The organism is Bradyrhizobium sp. 170 (assembly GCF_023101085.1).
Lineage (GTDB): Bacteria > Pseudomonadota > Alphaproteobacteria > Rhizobiales > Xanthobacteraceae > Bradyrhizobium.
Map to the genome: position 1 here is coordinate 2,569,648 of NZ_CP064703.1, position 18,130 is coordinate 2,587,777.

Annotated in this window: 16 protein-coding genes; 7 read left to right on the plus strand and 9 right to left on the minus strand. The window is 62.4% G+C overall.

What is annotated here, in order from left to right:
- Window positions 1–154: 154 nt before the first annotated feature.
- From hemC to IVB05_RS12020, 3 genes are all read left to right on the plus strand, one after another.
- A complete protein-coding gene (gene hemC / locus IVB05_RS12010) occupies window positions 155–1,144 on the plus strand; it encodes a hydroxymethylbilane synthase (RefSeq protein ID WP_256473276.1) in 990 nt (329 codons plus the stop codon).
- Between the two features lie 300 nt (window positions 1,145–1,444).
- The gene (locus IVB05_RS12015) at window positions 1,445–2,236 is read left to right on the plus strand and encodes a dienelactone hydrolase family protein (RefSeq protein WP_247784463.1); all 792 of its coding nucleotides are present in this window, start codon (window positions 1,445–1,447) and stop codon (window positions 2,234–2,236) included.
- Between the two features lie 692 nt (window positions 2,237–2,928).
- The gene (locus tag IVB05_RS12020) at window positions 2,929–4,383 is read left to right on the plus strand and encodes an IS1182 family transposase (protein WP_247779201.1); all 1,455 of its coding nucleotides are present in this window, start codon (window positions 2,929–2,931) and stop codon (window positions 4,381–4,383) included.
- 273 nt (window positions 4,384–4,656) lie between these two features.
- Here IVB05_RS12020 and IVB05_RS12025 read toward each other — a convergent pair whose 3' ends face one another.
- Window positions 4,657–5,157 (minus strand): cyclic nucleotide-binding domain-containing protein, encoded by a 501-nt coding sequence (locus IVB05_RS12025; RefSeq protein ID WP_247784465.1) that lies wholly within the window; start codon window positions 5,155–5,157, stop codon window positions 4,657–4,659.
- Between the two features lie 107 nt (window positions 5,158–5,264).
- Here IVB05_RS12025 and IVB05_RS12030 point away from each other — a divergent pair, with 107 nt between their 5' ends.
- Window positions 5,265–5,561, plus strand: a complete 297-nt coding sequence (locus IVB05_RS12030; protein ID WP_247784467.1) for a hypothetical protein — start codon at window positions 5,265–5,267, stop codon at window positions 5,559–5,561.
- Window positions 5,562–5,563: 2 nt separating this feature from the next.
- On the opposite strand, the gene IVB05_RS12035 is transcribed toward IVB05_RS12030, so the two are convergent.
- The 5 genes from IVB05_RS12035 to IVB05_RS12055 form a co-directional block, all read right to left on the minus strand.
- Window positions 5,564–6,523: a sugar ABC transporter substrate-binding protein gene (locus IVB05_RS12035; RefSeq protein WP_247784469.1), complete on the minus strand. Its 960-nt coding sequence runs from the start codon at window positions 6,521–6,523 to the stop codon at window positions 5,564–5,566.
- A gap of 110 nt (window positions 6,524–6,633) precedes the next feature.
- Window positions 6,634–9,168, minus strand: a complete 2,535-nt coding sequence (locus IVB05_RS12040; protein WP_247784471.1) for a branched-chain amino acid ABC transporter ATP-binding protein/permease — start codon at window positions 9,166–9,168, stop codon at window positions 6,634–6,636.
- Complete coding sequence (locus tag IVB05_RS12045; protein WP_247784473.1) at window positions 9,165–10,040, minus strand: branched-chain amino acid ABC transporter permease; 876 nt, start codon at window positions 10,038–10,040, stop codon at window positions 9,165–9,167. Before IVB05_RS12045 ends, IVB05_RS12040 begins: the two co-directional genes overlap by 4 nt.
- Window positions 10,041–10,140: 100 nt before the next feature.
- Window positions 10,141–11,385, minus strand: coding sequence for an ABC transporter substrate-binding protein (locus IVB05_RS12050; protein WP_247784474.1), 1,245 nt, complete (start codon window positions 11,383–11,385; stop codon window positions 10,141–10,143).
- A gap of 178 nt (window positions 11,386–11,563) precedes the next feature.
- Window positions 11,564–12,457 carry an IclR family transcriptional regulator gene (locus tag IVB05_RS12055; protein ID WP_247784476.1) on the minus strand — a complete coding sequence of 298 codons (894 nt, stop codon included), beginning with the start codon at window positions 12,455–12,457 and terminating at the stop codon, window positions 11,564–11,566.
- A 210-nt stretch (window positions 12,458–12,667) separates the two neighbouring features.
- On the opposite strand from IVB05_RS12055, the gene IVB05_RS12060 reads away from it, so the two are divergent.
- Genes IVB05_RS12060 through IVB05_RS12070 form a run of 3 tightly spaced genes read left to right on the plus strand, consistent with a single transcriptional unit; the run spans window position 12,668 to window position 15,592 of the window.
- Complete coding sequence (locus IVB05_RS12060; RefSeq protein WP_247784477.1) at window positions 12,668–14,467, plus strand: thiamine pyrophosphate-binding protein; 1,800 nt, start codon at window positions 12,668–12,670, stop codon at window positions 14,465–14,467.
- A gap of 19 nt (window positions 14,468–14,486) precedes the next feature.
- On the plus strand, window positions 14,487–15,191 hold the full coding sequence (locus IVB05_RS12065; protein ID WP_247784478.1) for an SDR family oxidoreductase: 705 nt from the start codon (window positions 14,487–14,489) through the stop codon (window positions 15,189–15,191).
- Window positions 15,192–15,208: 17 nt separating this feature from the next.
- Entirely contained in the window at window positions 15,209–15,592 is a 384-nt protein-coding gene (locus IVB05_RS12070) for a cupin domain-containing protein (RefSeq protein WP_247784480.1), read from the plus strand.
- A gap of 12 nt (window positions 15,593–15,604) precedes the next feature.
- Here IVB05_RS12070 and IVB05_RS12075 read toward each other — a convergent pair whose 3' ends face one another.
- The 3 genes from IVB05_RS12075 to IVB05_RS12085 form a co-directional block, all read right to left on the minus strand.
- Window positions 15,605–16,483 (minus strand): DMT family transporter, encoded by an 879-nt coding sequence (locus IVB05_RS12075; protein WP_247784482.1) that lies wholly within the window; start codon window positions 16,481–16,483, stop codon window positions 15,605–15,607.
- Window positions 16,484–16,709: 226 nt separating this feature from the next.
- A complete protein-coding gene (locus IVB05_RS12080) occupies window positions 16,710–16,934 on the minus strand; it encodes a hypothetical protein (protein ID WP_247784484.1) in 225 nt (74 codons plus the stop codon).
- Between the two features lie 394 nt (window positions 16,935–17,328).
- Window positions 17,329–18,129 carry an SDR family NAD(P)-dependent oxidoreductase gene (locus IVB05_RS12085; RefSeq protein WP_247784486.1) on the minus strand — a complete coding sequence of 267 codons (801 nt, stop codon included), beginning with the start codon at window positions 18,127–18,129 and terminating at the stop codon, window positions 17,329–17,331.
- Between the last annotated feature and the right edge of the window lies 1 nt (window position 18,130).

Sequence of the window (18,130 nt, forward strand, 5' to 3'; positions counted from 1 at the left end):
CAGGCCATCGACCAGCGGGGCTTGCAGCAGGCCACGCCGGTCAGGCCGGAAGACTCGTTTGGGCAGCAGGCCAAAGCCGTTGTTCTGGTGGCCGGCTTGCTCTATCCCCTAAGCGCTAAACATCAGCGGTAGACCGCCTTCGAACGGAGACCTTGTGTCGGGACAGACCTTGAAAATCGGCACGCGCAAGAGCGCTATGGCGCTGGCGCAGACGGAAGGGATCGCGCGGCTGTTGCGCGCGGCCGCTCCCGCACTCGACGTCGAGATCGTCAAGTTCGAAACCCGCGGCGACCAGGACCAGACCAGCAAGTTATTGCGCCATGGCGGCAAGGGCGGCGCCTTCGTCGCCGAAATTCGCGAAGCCATGCGCGCACGCCAATTGCAGGCGGCGATGCATTCGTTGAAGGACGTGCCTGGCAATGAGGAAACCCCTGGCCTGATCATTGCGGCGACCCTGCCGCGCGACGCCGCCAACGACGCGCTGGTGCTGCGTCCCGATCTTTCGCTGGATGCATTTCGTGCATCGAAGGGCAAGGGTTTCAAGATCGGCACCAACGCGGTGCGCCGTGCCGCCTATCTGCGCCGGCTGTTCCCCGAGGTGACCGTCATCCATTTCCGTGGCGCGGCCGATACGCGCGTCGCAAAACTCGATCGCGGCGACAAGCAGCGGCTTCCCGACGGCGGCGAGGTGGGGCCTGCGGACGCGTTGGTCATGGCGCGGTCGGGGCTCGAGCGCATCGGAATGGCTTCACGTATCGTCCATGATTTCTCGGTTCGCGAAATGCTGCCGGCGGTGGGGCAGGGCATCGTCGCGGTCGAATGCGTCGAGAACGATTGGCTGACGCGCGGGCGGCTGGCGAAGATCGAGGACGCCGCGTCGCGGCGCTGCGCCGAGGCCGAGCGCGAGGTGCTGTGGGTGCTGAACGGCCATTGCAATTCGCCGATCGCCGGCCACGCCACGTTGGCGGGCAACGAGATGACGCTGACGGCTGCCGTGCTCGATGAAACCGGCGACCGCTTCATCGAGGTGTCGCGGCAGGGAGCTGCAGACCGGCCCCGCGAACTTGGCCGTGCGGTGGGGCTGGAATTGTTGGACAAGGGCGCCGCCGAGATTATCGCGCGCACACGGCCGGACGAGCATTAGCGCGCATACCGATAAATCGAGCTTGATTGCTACTCGATGTCCGATATGCGCCGATAGCGGATCAAATTCAGCATCGCAGCGAAACGACGCTAAGTGCCAAAAACGGACTTCGCGGTACCAGGCTTAACAATGGCTCAAGCGAGGGATGTCTGCAGTCCTGAACTTCGCTGTGGATGGACTGACATAACCTGCTACATTAGCCCTGTTACGAAGACGGGGCGAGGTAAAATGGGCACACGAGCCGGAGCATGTCTTGGTTTAGCAGTATTGGTTACGTGCGTTTGCACCAACGCCGTCACCATGGCACAAGAGTTGGTCAGGTTCGACAGTGCTCCAGTCCGCCTTGGCCAGCTCCAGCAGCGCTTAGCGCGCGAGCGTGGCGAAGCGCCGAAGGCGGCGGATACGATCGAGGGCTACCTCGCGAAACCTGAGGGCGACGGCCCATTCGCAGCCATTGTGTATCTCCATGGATGCGATGGACATTCGAAAGATTACCAAAAGTTCATCGCTCAATTCGTGACCGGTTTGGGGTATGTGTCACTTGCAGTCGATAGCTTTGCGACCCGTGGCATCAAGGACGCCTGCACCAAACCGATGCCTGCCCTGATGCTTGCCCGCCAAGGTGATGCCTTAGGCGCTCTATCCTATCTTTCCAAACTTCCTTTTGTCGATCCTCAACGTATCGCTGTCCTTGGAGCATCGATGGGTGCAATGGTTGCGCTGCAATTAGCGTCGACCCATCACGTGGAAACATTCGACGCTCCTCGGGATCTAAAGTTCAAGGCCGCGGTGGCCTATTATCCGCTGTGCGGCGTTGCTTCCGAGGAACTCATCGTTCCCACATTAATCCTGATCGGCGAACTCGACGACTGGACGCCTGCGAAGGACTGCGAACTTTGGATGAAGCGGCGGGCCGACAGGGGCGCACCTGTTAAGCTGGTCGTCTATCCCGGTGCCTATCACGCCTTTAGCGTTCCGGCTTTCGCCGACGGCAGGGAAATGCACGGGCACTGGCTCAAGTACGATGCGAAAGCAGCCGGGAGGGCAGTCCAGGAGATGCAGAGTTTCCTCTCTGCTCAATTTTCCCGTTGAGTGACAGCGAAGCGAATGCCCCATACGCGCTTGGAGCAGCTTCCGCTCTGGGTTAATCACGTCGGTTTGGCCCTCCGTCGATGACTTCCGGTCTTCCCCTGTAAACGGACGTCGTCTGGCCAGTGAGCACGTTTCAAAAGTGCCATAAGCCGAAGTGGCGTAGCGCAGTTGAGGTTGCGCAAAAGCCTGACGCGGGCCATTCTGTTTGCATGCACCCCTTTCCGCCTAGTGATGACCTAAAGTTTCTCGTCGGGCAGACGATTGGCCAAATAGCTTTGGACCCTTTCTCACTTCAGTTTCGATTTGCTGACGGAGGACAAGTCACTGTGGAAGGACGGATAGAGCATGTCGATCCAGGTGGTGTGACGCACTCGTATGACTGTCAAAAACGCATCAACGAGGCACTCTATTTGCACCAGCTTCTGCAGCAATCGATAACCGCGACTGAAACTGAGCCGTATCGCTTGTCATTGATATTCGAAAGCGGAGCAGTCCTTCGCATCTTTACCGAACTCGGCGGCCTTGAATGCGGACAGATCATCAAGGACCACCGATACATTGTCTTTTAGATCGAAATTTGCCTCAACTTGACATGGCACATTTAGACTCGCTCAGCATTTCCGGTTTGGGTCCAGGCTGTGTGAAAACCCCGTCGATGCTATGATTCTCTTGCTGAATCGGCGGGGGAAGTGATGCGGGGTTTCGTTCAAGGGGCGGATCGCCAGCAGACGACGCTGTTGCCGGAATGCCTCGATGATTGGGTCGACGAGAGCAATTCTATTCGCGCGGTCGATGTATTCGTGGATGCATTGGAACTGCGCGACCTCGGGTTCGATGGCGTTGATCCTGCGGCGACCGGCCGGCCGGCGTACCATCCTTCGCCGATGCTCAAGCTCTACATTTACGGCTATCTCAACCGGGTGCAATCGAGCCGGCGGCTGGAGCGCGAGGCTGGCCGCAATCTTGAGGTGATGTGGCTGACCGGACGGCTCGCGCCGGATCACAAAACCATCGCCGACTTCCGCAAGGACAATGGCGCAGCGATCAAAAAGGTTTGCGCGCAATTCGTCGAGTTGTGCCGCAAGATGGGCCTGCTGACGAAGGCCAGCGTTGCCATCGACGGCAGCAAGTTCAAGGCCGTGAACAGTCGCGACAACAACTTCACGCAAGGCAAGATCCAGCGCCGCCAGAAGCAGATCGAAGAGAGCGTGGCGCGCTACATGAGCCAACTGGACACCGCCGACCGCCAGACGGCCGCAGGAGAAGAGCCGTCGGAAACGGTGCTGATGACCAAGACGCGGCTTAGGGAAAAGCTGGCGAAGCTCGAAGAAGAAGTGAAACGACTGGCCGCGATTGAAAAGGCATTGCTCGCCTCGCCCGACAAGCAGATATCGCTGACCGATCCCGATTGCCGCTCGATGGCAACGAGCGGGCGCGGCTCAGGCATGGTCGCCTACAACGTACAAAGTGCGGTCGACACCACGAACCATCTGATTGTCGCGCACGAGGTCACCAACGTCGGCACCGATAGATCGCAACTGGCGACGATGGCGCAGGCGGCGAAAGCCGTGCTGCGCAGCGATAACTTGGACGTCGTTGCGGATCGGGGCTACTTTAAAGGTGAGGAAATCCTGGCATGCGAACAGGCCGGGGTCGCGGTCACGCTACCCAAGCCGCAAACTTCGGGAGCCAAGTCGGCAGGCCGCTTTGGGAAACCTGATTTTGTCTATTTGGCCAAGGATGACGTCTATCGCTGTCCGGCCGGCGAGAAGCTGGCGCACCACTTCACCGCTGATGAAGATGGCCAGAAAATGCGGATTTACTTGACGAAGGCGTGCCGCACATGCCCGTTCAAGGATCAGTGCACAACGTCCAACGAGCGCCGCATCAAACGCTGGGAACACGAACACGTCGTCGAGGCCGCGCAGACGCGGCTCGATCAGAACCCGCAAGCCATGCGTGTGCGCCGCGAAACCGTCGAGCATCCGTTCGCCACACTGAAGATGCGGATGGGTGCGACACACTTTCTAATGAAGCGGTTGCCCAATGTCGCGACCGAAATGGCGCTGAACGTACTCGCCTACAACCTCACGCGCGTAGTGAACATCGTCGGCATCAAGCCGCTCCTGGTGGCAATCCGGGCGTGAAGAGCTCGTGCTGTTATGCGCATCGTGTAACCGCTCAGGTCGCTCAGCGTGGCCCGAGGTTGCGCCCGGATTGACTCCAGACTCGATACAGCAAAAATACGCTCAGACCGTCGTGTCGACGCGGATCGTCCCCGGTTGCGTGCAGTTTTTGGGGGCGGAAAAACGTTTTTACACAGTCTGGGTCATTCGCTACCGGGGCTATCCAGCGGCAAGTCCAGCCATGTCCGCTGTGACGCCGAAAGCGGAAGTCAATTCAGAACGTTGGCGGCCATGCTACGGGCGCTTGCGGGTTGTATCTGCACCACCCGCGTGAATGATCAGCTCGGCAATGCGACTGTCGGCGCGGCGGAGCCGCCGGCACAGTTCGCGGTTGATATTCTGCATCACCAGCACATAGGCGTGGATGTCGGCCTTGTAGTACGTGTAGAGGTTTCGGGCCGTGAGCTCGTACAGCACCGTTGCGCTCTCCGCGGCGACGGTGGCTGACCGGTTCTGCATTTCGATGAGCGTCATTTCGCCGAAGAAATCGCCGGGCTCGAGACCCGACATTCGGATTGTGCCCCCCATATGACCGAGCTTGCTCACCACGAGCTGGCCCGAGAGAACGATGAACATCGAGCGCCCAGGTTCTCCTTCCGCGACGATCGTGGCGCCGGCGTCGAAGCGGCGCTCGACCAGCATGGAGGCCAGGAGATCAAGGCTTGCGTCCGAGAGGCCACCGAAGAAAGGTGTGGCGCGCAAAAATGCTTTCAGATCGGGCGAGCTGACAGCCATCGATCCAATATACCCTCGCTACCGGTAGCGGCAAGTTCGGAACCTGCTTTCGCGGCCGCGCGGTTGCCGGTATGTTGCGATGGATCCGCCGAAGCGAGGGGGCACGCATGCGTTACGCGTCAGTTCTTGGAGCCGGATTGGTCGCAGCCGCAGCGATCGCATCGCTGCCGGCGCAAGCCGGTGAGCGTTACCTCGTCATTCCCGAAGAGGTCGGCGTCGGGCCGCCGCCCGCGCGCTACACCTGGATTCCGTTCCGCTGCACCGACGGGCCGGCCGATAATTTCTATCACGGCGCCTGGTATGCCGGGCAGCCGACCGCGCTGTACCGCGGCCGCGCCTACCGGCCGTATTACCGATACAGCGCCTATCGCGCGGGCCTGCGGACCTATCTCTGCTCGGAGTAACGTTAGCGCGCCATTTCTGCCCATTCCGGACAGGTGCGCTGGTCGACCGGCACCAGCCATGCCTTGTAGTTGGTCTTGTCGATCACTTCCGCCGGCAGCATCATTTTTTCCGGCAACGGCTCCTTCTTGAGATGACGCACCGCGGCCCGCGTCGCGGTGCAGCCGATCTTGAACATGTTGAAATCGACGGTAGCCAGCATCCCGCCGGTTTCGATCTGCTTCACGGCGGGAAGGATGCCGTTGATGCCGATTACGATCCCGGTCCGGTTCGCAGCCTTCAGCGCCTCCAGCACGCCCAGCGCCATGCTGTCATTGGCCGACAGCACGGCGTCGATCTCCTTGTGCTCGGTCAGGAATTTCTCCATCACGCGCCTTGCGTCGGGCTGCTGGTAATTGCCGATGCCGGATCCCAGGACTTGTATGCCGGGAAATTCAGCGAAGGCGCGCTGGTAGCCGCGCACGCGCTCGCGATTGGTGGGTGCGGCGGGCGTTCCCTCGATGACGACGATCTTTCCCTTGCCGCCGAGCTTCTCGAAGAGATAGCGCGCCTCGCGATATCCAATTTCGAAATCGTCGGCGCCGACATAGGTGACAAAACTGCCGGGCAGCGGGTTGGAAACCAGCACGATGGGGATTTTGGCCTCGTTGAGCTTCTTCACGGAATCGATCATGGCGACGTCATCGACGGGGATGAAGATGACGGCGTCGGGCCTGTCCTTCAGCACCTGATCGACCATCGCCTTCTGTTCGTCGACGTTGTCAGGCTGGTTCGGGACCAGGTGGATGACCTTCACGCCTGAGGTGCGCGCGATCTGGTCGGAGGCGATACGAAAGGCCTCATAGGCGGGGTTGGTGCGGTTCTTGGTGAATACGGCGATGGTCATCTGGTTGTCGGCCGCAAGCGCGTGGCCTGCGAACAAGCCTGTCAAACCAGCAAGCATCACCGCTGTCAGATATCGCATCACAGCCTCCCAGTGAATGCCGTCATTGCGAGCGAAGCGAAGCAATCCATCGTGCCGCATAAAGAAAGAATGGATTGCTTCGCTTCGCTAGCAATGACGCGCGGTGAGTGTCATAGCCACAAGATCTTCTTCCGGTATTCGAGATCGGTCAGCAGCGGTTGCGCCGGCCCCTCATGAAACACCGCGCCGCGCTCCAGCGCGAACACGCGGTCGGCGAGCGCCAGCACGAGATCGAGATTGTGTTCGACGATCACGATGGAGATGTGCTGCCGCAGCCTGTCGAACACCTTGAACAGGTCGAGGATCACCGCCGGCGCCAGTCCTTCGAAGGGTTCGTCGAGCAGCAGCAGTTTGACGTTGCCCGACATCGCCCGCGCGACCGCCACCATCTGCTGCTCGCCGCCGGAGAGATAATCCGCCGCGACGTCCATGCGTTCGCGCAGCCGCGGAAAATAATCAAGGATCTGCGCTTCATCCCACACCACACCGTTGCTGCCGTCGGTCTTCCGCGCGAGACGGCCGAGCGAGAGGTTTTCCCGCACCGTCATCCCTGCGAACAGGCCGCGGCCCTGCGGCACATAACCGATGCCGGCGCGTGCGATGTCGGGCGCGGGCAGGCGGGAAATGTCGCTACCTGCATATTCGATCGCGCCCGACGACAGCGGCACGAGGCCCGCAAGCGTCTTCAACAGCGTCGACTTGCCGGCGCCGTTGCGGCCGAGCAGGGCGACGATCTCGCCCTCGCGCACGTCGAGCGTGGCGTCGTGCAGGATGTGGCTCTTGCCGTAAAAAGTGTTGACGCGCTCGAAGCGCAGGACCGGCGCGGCGCTCGCCTTCGCGTAATCGCTGCCGAGATGCTCGACCTCGGGCACGCCGGTGCCGGTGTAGATCTCCTGCACCCTGCGGTCGGCGCGCACGGCCTCGGGGGTGCCGGTCATCAGCACTTCGCCCTGGTTCATCACGGTGACGGTGCGGGAGAAGCCGAGCACGCGGTCGATGTCGTGCTCGACGATCAGGACGGGAATATTGGCGGCGATGTTTTTCACAAGATTCGAGACGCGCTCGCGTTCGGCGGCGGCAAGGCCCGCCAGCGGCTCGTCCAGCAGCAGCACCTGCGGCTTGGAGCCGAGCGCGATGCCGAGATCGACCAGCCGCTGCCCGCCATAGGAGAGTTCGCCGCCTTCGATGGCTTCGATGCCTTCGAGGCCGAGGAATTTTATGAGCTCCGCGGTCTCGGCGTGAATGTTCTTGTAGTCATCGATGTCGCGCCAGAGGTTGAAGCGCCCGGCGTTCTGCGCCTGCAGCGACAGGCGCAGGTTTTCGTAGATCGACAGCCCCTTGAACAGATTGGTGATCTGGAACGAGCGGGCCAGCCCCTGGTGGCAGATCGCCTCCGACGGCACGCCCTGGATCTCGCGGCCGTTGAGCGTGATGGTGCCGCCGTCGGTCGGATAGAGGCCGGAGACCAGATTGAACAGGGTGGTTTTTCCCGCGCCGTTCGGCCCGATCAAGGCATGGATTTCGCCGGCGCCGACCTGCAGGCTCGCATCGGTCACCGCGCGAATGCCGCCGAACGTCTTCGAGACGCCGCGCACGTCGAGCACAATGCCGTCGAGCCCTTTCGGCAGCAGGAAGGCCGGCAGCGGCAGGCCTTCGTAAATTTTCCGGCGGCTCATCGCGGCGGATTCTTCCGGTGGTGGCCACCAGCGTTTTGAAAGCGTTGCCCAGATGCCGACGAGGCCGCCCGGCGAGTACAGCACGAAGGCGACGAAGACCAGGCCGAACCACAGCAGCCAGTTCGGCGTCCAGATCGAAAACAGTTCGCGGAACAGGATGAAGAACAGCGCGCCGATCGCCGGCCCCAGCATGCTGCGCATGCCGCCGATCACGACGATTGCGAGCAGTTCGCCGGAGAAGGGGACGGAGACCGCCTCGGCTGATACGAGGTAGTTCTGGAAGCCGATCAGCCCGCCGGCAAAACCGGTGACGACGGCCGAGATCACGAAGACGCCGAGCTTGTAGCGCTCGACCGGATAGCCCTGAAAAGTAGCGCGCAACTGGTTCTCGCGGATCGCCATCAGCACATGGCCGAACGGCGAGCGAACCAGCCGGAGCAGGAGATAGAGCACGCCGAGGCAGAGCACGGAGACGACGATGTAATAGTTCAGCGCATTGTCGAGGCTGAACGCGCCGATGCTGCCACGCTTCAGGCCGCCGAGGCCGTCCTCGCCGCCGGTCACCGCGGTCCAGCGGAAGGCGATGGTGTAGGCCAGCGCCGACAGCGCCAGCGTCAGCAGCGAGAAATACACGCCGCGCCGGCGCAGGATGACGAAGCCGACGAAGGTCGAGATGATGGCGACGACGACCGCCGCCAGCAGCAGCGGCAGGAAGATATCGTTGTTGAACCAGTTGCGCTGGATCAGTCCCGCCGCATAGGCGCCGATGCCGAACCACGCGCCGTGGCCGAACGAGACCAACCCCGTATAGCCGATGCAGAGGTTGAGCCCCATCGCGGCAATGGCGAGCGCCACCACCATGGTGCCGGTGTTGAGCGACAGCCCAAGCAGATAGAGGCCGAACGGCAGCGCGATCACGCCGAGTGTGGCCGATAGTAGCGGGCGATATTTTTCGGCGGTGCTGGTCATTCGAACTTCTCGATACGTTCGCCCAAGAGCCCGCGCGGGCGCACCAGCAGCACCAGGAACATCAGTACGTAGATCGATGCCTCACCCGCGGCGGGCGCGAAATGGATGGTGATCCCCCTGATAACGCCAACCAGCATCGCCGCCAGCACCACGCCCCAAAAACTGCCGAGGCCGCCGATCACGACCACGACAAAGGCGACCGTGATGATCTCGGCGCCCATGGCGGGATGCACGATCGTGATCGGCGCAAAGAACGCGCCGCCGAGGGCTGCCATGCCGACGCCGAGCATGACGATCGCGGTCATGTAGGGCTGTAGGCGGATGCCGAGGGCGGCGACCATGTCCGGCCGCTGGATGCCCGCGCGCACCACGCGGCCGAAGGATGTCTTGTGCAACAAGAGCCAGACGCCGACGAGGACCGCGGCGACGACGGCGAGGATCAGCAAGCGATAGCGCGAGAACAGGAAGTCGCCGAGGAAGACCGAGCCGCGAAGCGCCTGCGGTATGCCAGCCGAGATCGGCGGCGCGCCCCAGATAATGCGGATCGCCTGTTCGGTGACCATGGCGAGGCCGAACGTCACCAACAGGCTCAGGATTGGATCGGCGTCGTAAAACCTCCTCAGGATGAAGCGCTCGAAGAGAATGCCGAGCAGCGCCACGGCGATCGGCGACAGCACCACCGCCGAACCGAAGCCGAGATACTTCGTGACCTCGACGGAGATGTAGGCGCCGAGCGCATAGAACGCGCCGTGCGCGAGATTGACGATGCCGCCGACGCTGAAGATCAGCGACAGGCCGAGCGCAATCAGGAGGTAATAGCCTCCGAGCACCAGGCCATTCACCACCTGCTCTAGCAGAAATCCGAACTGCATATGCGATCCACGACCTCAAAACGCGCCTTGAAAAAGAGACGGCGCCGGCTGATCTGTGCCGGCGCCGCAACGCCAGTGGCCCGACGCCCGTATCGGGCTTCTATGCCTTCATGTTGCAGGGATTTTGCGTCTTCGTCGGGTAGATCGATTCAAGCTCGGCGCCCGCGGCCGGCACCGCTTCGCCGAGCACGAGCATGTCCCACTTGTCCTTCATCTCGTTCTTCGGTTTTACGGTGAACGGATAGGCCTCCTGCACCAGCTGATGATCCCAGGAGCGGAAATAGGCCTTGCGCGACTTCATGATGTCGAACTGCGTCTGCTTCTCGAAATAGCCGATCAGCGCGTCGCTTTCGGTCGACTTCGTTTCAGTGATCGCCTGCGCGATCATTTTCAGCGTGATGTATTCGATCCAGGCGTGGTTCTCCGGCGGCTTGCCGTACTTCTTGCTGAACGCCTCGACGAAGGCCTTCGAGGCTGGATTGTCGAGCGTGTGATACCAGACGGTCGGCCAGGTGCCGCTGAGATTGCCTTCGCCCATCGCCCAGGCGTCGCCGGTGTTGAGGTTGAAGCCGACCAGCGGGTAGGGGAAGCCGAACTCGGCATATTGCTTGACGAGGTTGGTGACCTGGTTGCCGGCGAGATTGCAGCACACGACGTCAGGCTTGGCCTGCCGGACTTTCAGCAGATAAGGGCTGAAGTCGGTGACGTCGGTCGCGATCAGCTCGTCGCCGATCAGCGTGGCGTCGTTGGCGCTGAAGAACGATTTGGCGGCCTTCAGCAGGTCGTGGCCGAAAATATAGTCCGCCGTCAGGGTGACGAACTTCCTGCCCTTGACCATGCCCTTCTGCTTGAGCGCGGTGCCGACGGCGTTGACCATCACGGTGTTGGGGATGTCGCAGTGGAAGGAGTAGCGGTTGCAGTCCTTGCCGCGCAGCGCGTCCGAGCGGGCGCCGGTGGAGAAGAAGACTTTCTTGTTGCGCTCGGCGACCTGCATGATGGTCAGCGACGAGGCGGACGAGATTTCGCCGAATAACAACACCGCGCCGTCCTGCTCGATCATGCGCTGCGCCTTGGTCGAGGCGGTCGCGGGATTGACCGAGTCTTCCGACATCAGGTCGATCTGCTTACCCATGATGCCGCCGGACGCGTTGATTTCCTCCGCCGCCATCTTCACCCCGAGCTGGGCGTAGCTGCCGATCGCGCCGAGGAAGCCGGTCAGCGGCACCAGATGGCCGATCTTTATTCGCGCGGCCTGGGCGCTGAGGATGGACGGAGATCCGATCGCGGAGGCGCCGGCAAAGGCGGCGCCGGCCTTCAACAGGGTACGTCGGCTGTAGCGGGTCATTACTGGTCTCCTCCCGGGATACGTCGCGACGTTCTCTCCTCCGATTCCCGCTTATGCGACAATGTGAGAGACGTTCTTTTATTGTTGTAAGATATTTCCGGACGCAATGGCTCCTGTCAACGCCAAATGCGTCGCAGCCGCGTTCAACCGGTTTGGAGAGGACTTGAGCCCGATCGGATCAGGAGGATTTCGCCAGATCCCGCGCGCCGAATTCGGCCGACAGCCGGCCGGCGGCCGATTGCACCAGCTTGGCGCGGCTTTGCAGCACCTGGTCCGTCATGCGCCAGATCGGGCCGGAGATGCCGAGCGCGCCGATCACTTCGCCGGTGAAGTTATAGACCGGCACGGCGACGCAGCGGACTTCCGCATTGAATTCGCCGTCGTCAAAGGCGATGGCGCTGCGGCGGATCTCGGCGATCTCGCGCAGCAGTACAGCGGGGTCCGTAATTGATTTTTTGGACGAGGGCTTCAGTTCGACGCGTTCGAGAAAGCGCTTCAACTGATCGGGGCGCAGCGAGGCCAGCATGATCTTGCCGAGCGCGGTGCAGTGCGCCGGCCGCACCACGCCGACGCGGTCGGTCAGCTGGAACGCGCCGGGCCCGCTGGTGCGGGCAATCACGACCACTGCGTCGCCCATCCGCACGGCAAAATGGCCGCTTTCGCCGCTTTCGCGCGACAGGTCTTCCAGCACCGGCGTCGCCAGATTGACCATCTCGATTTCATCGAGCGCGCTGGCCGCCAGCGCAAACAGCGGCCGGCCAACACGATAACGTTTTGAATCGCGCTCCTGCCTGAGATAGCCGAGCGAGACCAGCGTCTTGGCGAGGTGGAAGGTGGTGGAATTATGCAGGCCCACCAGCTTGCTGAGGTCCGCCAAGCCAATGCCTTCGCGGTGGCGGGCGACTTCCTCCAGGATCGAAAATGCGCGGCCGAGCGACTGCACGCCGCCGCGCGCGCGCTCCTCGGCCTCGTCGTCGATGTTGGGTTCGCGCGATGGCACCAGCCTTGCGATTGAAACCTTGCGCGGAGTGGCTGGCTTGTCGCTCGTCTTCGGCTTGGTGCGCGGTTTCACGGAATCAACTCTCCAGGGTGGGCGAGGCGAACTCTATCAGGCCGTCCTCGCCCGGCAACAGCGCCGCGCATCGTATGAGCCGGCAATGCGGAGCATACCACAATAGCAATTGACGTACAGTATTATGAGAAATAGGTTCGGGCCCGTCGCCGCACCGTGCAAACAAGACGCGGAGGCGAATTCGTTGAGCTCAGGGAGAGAGTTAAATCGATGTCGCGTAACATGCTCAACGGCGCCCAGGTCATCGTCGACTATTTGATTCAGGAGAAGGTGCCGCAGGTGTTCGGCCTGTGCGGCCACGGCAACATCCAGTTCATCGACGCGCTGTACGAGCGCTCATCTGACATCAAGACCATCTCGGTGCATCATGAGAGCGTCGCCGGCTTCATGGCCGACGTTTATTACCGCGTGTCGGGGCGGCCGACGGCGACGTTTACGTCGTGCGGGCCCGGCTCGGCGAACCTGCCGATCTCGCTCGCCAACGCATTCCTCGACTCCGTGCCGTTCATGGCGGTGACCGGCAACGTGCCGACCAGCCAGTTCAACCGCGGCGCCTTCCAGGAAATGTACCGGCATTATCAGGCCGATTTTCCCTCCACCGTGCGCACGATGTGCAAGAAGGTGTTTCAGCCGACGCGCGGCGAGATGGTGCCACTGGCGGTTCGGCAGGCCTGGAAGACCATGACGAGCGGCCGCCCCGGACCCGTGGTGCTCGACGTGCCCTTTGACGTGTTCATGGAATCGGCGGCCGAGGAGGCGCCCAACGCGCAGGCCTGGAACGCCAACATATCGAGCCGCTGCGGCGCCGATCCTGATGGCGTGGTCAAGGCCGTTGACATGCTGCTTGGCGCAGAGCGGCCGACAATCATCGTAGGCCAGGGCGTGCGCTACGGCGGCGCGGCGGAAGAACTTTTGAGGCTCGCCGAGCGGCTGCAGATTCCGGTCGCGGCCTCGGCAAGCGGCCTTGGCGCGATCGATTGCAATCATCCGCTGGCGCTGGGCTTGGTCGCGCGCGCCGGGCACTACCAGGCCAACCATGCGACGCGTCAGGCCGACGTGCTGCTGGCGATGGGGATGCGGTTCGACGATCGCACGTCGAGCTCGTGGATCCCGGGCTATTCCTTCACCATCCCGCCGACGCGGCTGATCCATGTCGATATCGATCCCGAGGAGATCGGCCGCAATTATCCCGTAGCGCTCGGCCTGATGGCCGACGTGCGCACCTTCTTGCGGCAGGTGCATGCCGAACTCGACCGTCGCGCCGATCTCACCAAAAAGGCCGATGCGCGCAAAAAATGGCTGGCGCAGATCGATGGCTACCGGAAAGAATGGGACAAATTCGTTGCCCCCGGATTTTCCGACGACACCACGCCGATCAATCCGCAGCGCGCGGCGCTCGAGATCGACAAGGCGTTGCCGGAGGATGCGATCCTCGTCAGTGATATCGGCGTGCATCACAACTGGCTGCTCGGCTTCTGCAAGCCGCGGCGGCCGGATTCGCTGATCGGCTCGATGGGGTTCGGCCCGATGGGCTTTGGCGTCGCCGGCGCGATGGGTGCGAAGTTCGCCGCGCCCGACCGGCCCTGTGTTTCCGTGTGCGGCGACGGCGCGTTCTTCATGCACGCCAACGTGCTGGGCACAGCGGTCGAATATAATCTGCCCGTGGTCTGGGTGGTCTGGAACAATTACGCCTATGCCTCGATCCGCGGGCTGCAGCGCGGCTATCTCGGCGGTCGGGAATTGGCGACGGACTTCCACGATCCCAACACCGGCGAGCGCTACAATCCGGACTTTGCGGCGATGGCGCGTTCCTGCGGCGTCGAAGGCGTGCGCGTCGATCGCGCCGGCGATCTCGGCGAGGCCATCCGCAAGGGCATCGCGGCGAACAAGCCCTATCTGATCGATGTCGATATCGCCGCCGACATCAATCCGGCCGGCGCGGGGGTGTGGGAGTTGCCCGGGCTCGGCCAGAGCAAGGCCGGCATCGGCACGCGCTATCAGCCCACCTGATCTCGCTGGAGGAAATCCCATGTTGCTTGCAGGCAAGAAAGTCGTCGTCGTCGGTGGTTCCTCCGGCATCGGTCTTGCGACCGCCGAGATGGCGAAGCGCGAAGGCGCCGAAATCATCATCGCGTCGCGTAATGTCGAGCGGCTCGACAAGGTGGCGGAGAAGCTGAATGCGATCGCGATCCCCGCCGACGTCACCAGCGACGACAGCGTCGCAAAACTGTTCCAGCGGTGTGGCCCCGTCGATCATGTCGTGGTCACGGCGGCGCAGCTTCGCACCGGTCCGTTCAAGACGGTGGCGATGGACGATGTCCGCGCCACCATGGAAGGCAAATTCTGGGGCGCATGGCGCGTCGCGCAGCAAGCGCAGATCCGTGCCGGCGGATCGCTGACGCTGGTGTCTGGCTTCCTCAGCGTTCGTCCGCGGCCCAATTCGGCGATCGTCAGCGCCGCCAATGGCGCGCTGGAATCGCTGGCAAGGGCGCTGGCGCTCGAACTCGCGCCGGTGCGCGTCAATGCCGTTTCGCCCGGCGTGATCGATACCCCGATCCGTGCCGCGATGCCGGAGGAGGCGCGGCGCGACATGTTGGCGAAGACCGCGGCTGCATTGCCGGTCGGTCGCGTCGGCGCGGCTGAGGACATCGCGCGGCAAATCCTCGGGTTCATGGCGAACGGTTTTGCGACCGGATCGATCGTCTATATCGATGGCGGGGCGCTGGTGATCTGACGGCAGAGGAGGCCATCATGGCTTCAGAAAACAACGGCGCCTTCATCCGCAACATCGCCGAAGTACCGTGGCGGGAATTCCCCAATCATTTCGGCGGCGCATTGTCAAAACCGCTGGTCATGCCGGAGACCGCGGGCTCCCGTCACATCGACTATCGCATCTCGATGTACCAGCCGATGGCGCATGTCGCGCGCCACAAGCACCTCGTGCAGGAGCAGATCTATCACGTGCTCGAAGGCGAGGGGCTGATGGAGATCGCCGGGAAGAACCACGTGGTGCGCAAGCACGACTTCATCTTCCTGCCGCCCGGCGTCGAACACGCGATCTCGAATTCCGGGCTGGTCGACCTGGTGTTTCTGGTGATCACCTCGCCGGTGACGGATGATGAAAAGCCGGTGTGACGCGCCGCCCCGCTACGCCTTAGCCGACCCCAACAGGATGACGCCGCCGATCAGGATCGCGCACCCCACCACGCGCCAGGCCGTCACCCGCTCGCCCAGTATCAGCATGCCGAACAGCGCGCCGACCATCATCGACATTTCGCGCGCGGGCGCCACGAGGCTGAGCGGCGCGCCCATTTCGATGGCTGACAGCACGAGGATGTAGGACAGCGGCGAGAGCACGCCGACCCAGAACGCCAGCCACCAATGGCCCTTCATCTTCTCTTTGGCGCGCGACCAGTTCGATAGAACGACGGGCGCGAGCATGAAGAAGCGCAGCAGGTTGGAAAGCCAGTCGAGTACGACGGGGTGAATGCCGAGCATCTTGACGCAATATCCGTCCACGACGGTGTAGCCCGCGATCAACGACCCCGTGGCGGTGCCCCAGCGCAGGCCATCGAGGCCGCGCGGCCGGCGGAACGCGGAGAGATCGCCCTGGGTGGTGATGAAGCCGATCCCGGCGACGACCGCGAGCAGTCCGAGGATGCCCTGGGCCGAAGGCGTTTCACGAAGCAGGATGAATGCGCCGACGGAGGACAGCAGTGGGCCCGTGCCTCGCGCGATCGGGTAGACCACCGAGAGATCGGCGACCTGATAGCCGCGCTGAAGGCACAGGTTGTAGCCGAGGTGAAGGATGGCGCTCAAGACGAGACAGAATGCGACCGGCAGACTCCAACTGGGCGCGTTATGCGCCAGTACCCAGCCAACCCATGGCAGATAGAGAACAAGGGCTATCACGTTGGAGGCGAACACGAAGGCCGCGCCGGCCGCCGCCGCACGCTTCGAAAGCAGATTCCAGGTGGCGTGGATGAAGGCGGCGAGGACAACGAGGGAGAGTGAGAGCGGCGACATGAGACCTCCGTGCCATCTGGCGCGAACAAGATCTCGACATCTCCTCCTCTGGGCTTTTGTCCCTCGGGTGCAGCCGCGTGCTACCGCGGTTTCCGCAACGCTCGGACCGGCGATGGCGATTTCGCCACCCGGAACCCTAGTTGCCACTCAGTCGATGGAACTCCGATATGTCAGGGAATCAGGTGCGGTCAATCCGGAATTTATGCTGCAGGTGCGTTGCCGCGAATCAGGCGGCCAGATCCTGCAGCAGCAGCGACGAGCCACGAATCAGCACCTTGCGTCCCTTCGCTGTGATGACGGGCGCATCTCCGCTCATGGTGGCAAGTTCGAGCGCGATCAGGCCGTCGATCGTGGTGCGGCTCATGCGCGGCAGCTTTGATGCGGGCGTTCGCAACGCTTTCAATGCTTCCCACTGGGACGGCGTCAGGTCGTAGTCGAATTCTTCGTTCATGGTGCCTCGGCATTCTTGCAGCGCTTGCCACAATTCTTGTGGTGCGTAATAGCGAGGGCACGTGAAATTCGTGCGACTGCAACGAGTCGGTATTTCGACAAGCGCCGATGCGCTGTCACATCATCGTGTCACTGGAATCGATTGAATGTGTCGAATCACACAGATGGCCGGACAAAAACGCTGGCGCAAAATTGCGTGAATACGGGGCGCGTCAAAAAGGCCGCCCAATCGCCGCAACCCTTAAGAGAAAGTTACTAACCAAAGGTAAACGTGTGGGCAGGAGGAATGCATTGTTTCCCTGCCGTAGGGTGGGCAAAGCGAAGCTTGCCCACCATTCTTTTACGCCGAGAGATGGTGGGCACGGCGCGGTGCGCCTTTGCCCACCCTACGATTCCTATCCGCGCCGAACACTCGCCCCGCCATCCACCGGCAGCGTCACGCCGGTAATGAAACTTGCTTCGTCGGAAGCTAGAAACAGCGCGGCGTTGGCGACGTCCCAGCCGGTGCCCATCTTGTGGCGCAGCGGCACTTTTGCGTCGCGCTCGGCCTCGACCTCGGCGCGGCTCTTCTTGAACTCGCGTGCGCGGGTATCGACCGCCATCGGCGTGTTCATCAGGCCCGGCAGGATGACGTTGGCGCGGATGCCGTATTGGGCGTTCTGATAGGCGAGCTGTTCGGTGAAGGCGATCATCGCCGACTTGGTCGCCTTGTAGGCCACATAAGGATAGGTCGTGATCGCGGCCATCGACGAGATGTTGATGATGGCGCCGCTCTTTTGCGCCCGCATGATCGGGATCACATGCTTGGCGGCGAGCACGCAGCTCTTCAGATTGATCGCCACGCAACGGTCGAACGCTTCCTCCGATATGTCGAGCAGCTCGGCGTCGCCGCCGGACAGGCTGACGCCGACATTGTTGTGCAGGATATCGATGCGGCCCCAGCGCGCTTGCGCGTCCGCAACCATCGCCTTGAGGTCGGCATTTTTGGTGACGTCGGCCTTGAACGCCGCCGCGGTGCCATCCTTGGCGGCGATCATGTCGACCGTCTCCTGGGCGGAGGCCAGATTGTGATCGACGCACAATACCCTGGCGCCTTCGCGCGCAAAGGTCAGCGCAGTGGCGCGGCCGTTGCCGATGCCTTCGCCGGGGCTCTGTCCGGCGCCGACGACGATGGCGACACGATCTTTCAGGCGCATC

Excerpts from the sequence above, each read along its gene's own strand:
- IVB05_RS12015 (WP_247784463.1), top strand. The coding sequence starts at position 1,445 with ATGGCACAAGAGTTGGTCAGGTTCGACAGTGCTCCAGTCCGCCTTGGC.
- IVB05_RS12020 (WP_247779201.1), top strand. The coding sequence starts at position 2,929 with ATGCGGGGTTTCGTTCAAGGGGCGGATCGCCAGCAGACGACGCTGTTG.
- IVB05_RS12025 (WP_247784465.1), bottom strand. The coding sequence starts at position 5,157 with ATGGCTGTCAGCTCGCCCGATCTGAAAGCATTTTTGCGCGCCACACCT.
- IVB05_RS12030 (WP_247784467.1), top strand. The coding sequence starts at position 5,265 with ATGCGTTACGCGTCAGTTCTTGGAGCCGGATTGGTCGCAGCCGCAGCG.
- IVB05_RS12035 (WP_247784469.1), bottom strand. The coding sequence starts at position 6,523 with ATGCGATATCTGACAGCGGTGATGCTTGCTGGTTTGACAGGCTTGTTC.
- IVB05_RS12040 (WP_247784471.1), bottom strand. The coding sequence starts at position 9,168 with ATGACCAGCACCGCCGAAAAATATCGCCCGCTACTATCGGCCACACTC.
- IVB05_RS12045 (WP_247784473.1), bottom strand. The coding sequence starts at position 10,040 with ATGCAGTTCGGATTTCTGCTAGAGCAGGTGGTGAATGGCCTGGTGCTC.
- IVB05_RS12050 (WP_247784474.1), bottom strand. The coding sequence starts at position 11,385 with ATGACCCGCTACAGCCGACGTACCCTGTTGAAGGCCGGCGCCGCCTTT.
- IVB05_RS12060 (WP_247784477.1), top strand. The coding sequence starts at position 12,668 with ATGTCGCGTAACATGCTCAACGGCGCCCAGGTCATCGTCGACTATTTG.
- IVB05_RS12065 (WP_247784478.1), top strand. The coding sequence starts at position 14,487 with ATGTTGCTTGCAGGCAAGAAAGTCGTCGTCGTCGGTGGTTCCTCCGGC.
- IVB05_RS12070 (WP_247784480.1), top strand. The coding sequence starts at position 15,209 with ATGGCTTCAGAAAACAACGGCGCCTTCATCCGCAACATCGCCGAAGTA.
- IVB05_RS12075 (WP_247784482.1), bottom strand. The coding sequence starts at position 16,483 with ATGTCGCCGCTCTCACTCTCCCTCGTTGTCCTCGCCGCCTTCATCCAC.
- IVB05_RS12080 (WP_247784484.1), bottom strand. The coding sequence starts at position 16,934 with ATGAACGAAGAATTCGACTACGACCTGACGCCGTCCCAGTGGGAAGCA.
- IVB05_RS12085 (WP_247784486.1), bottom strand. The coding sequence starts at position 18,129 with ATGCGCCTGAAAGATCGTGTCGCCATCGTCGTCGGCGCCGGACAGAGC.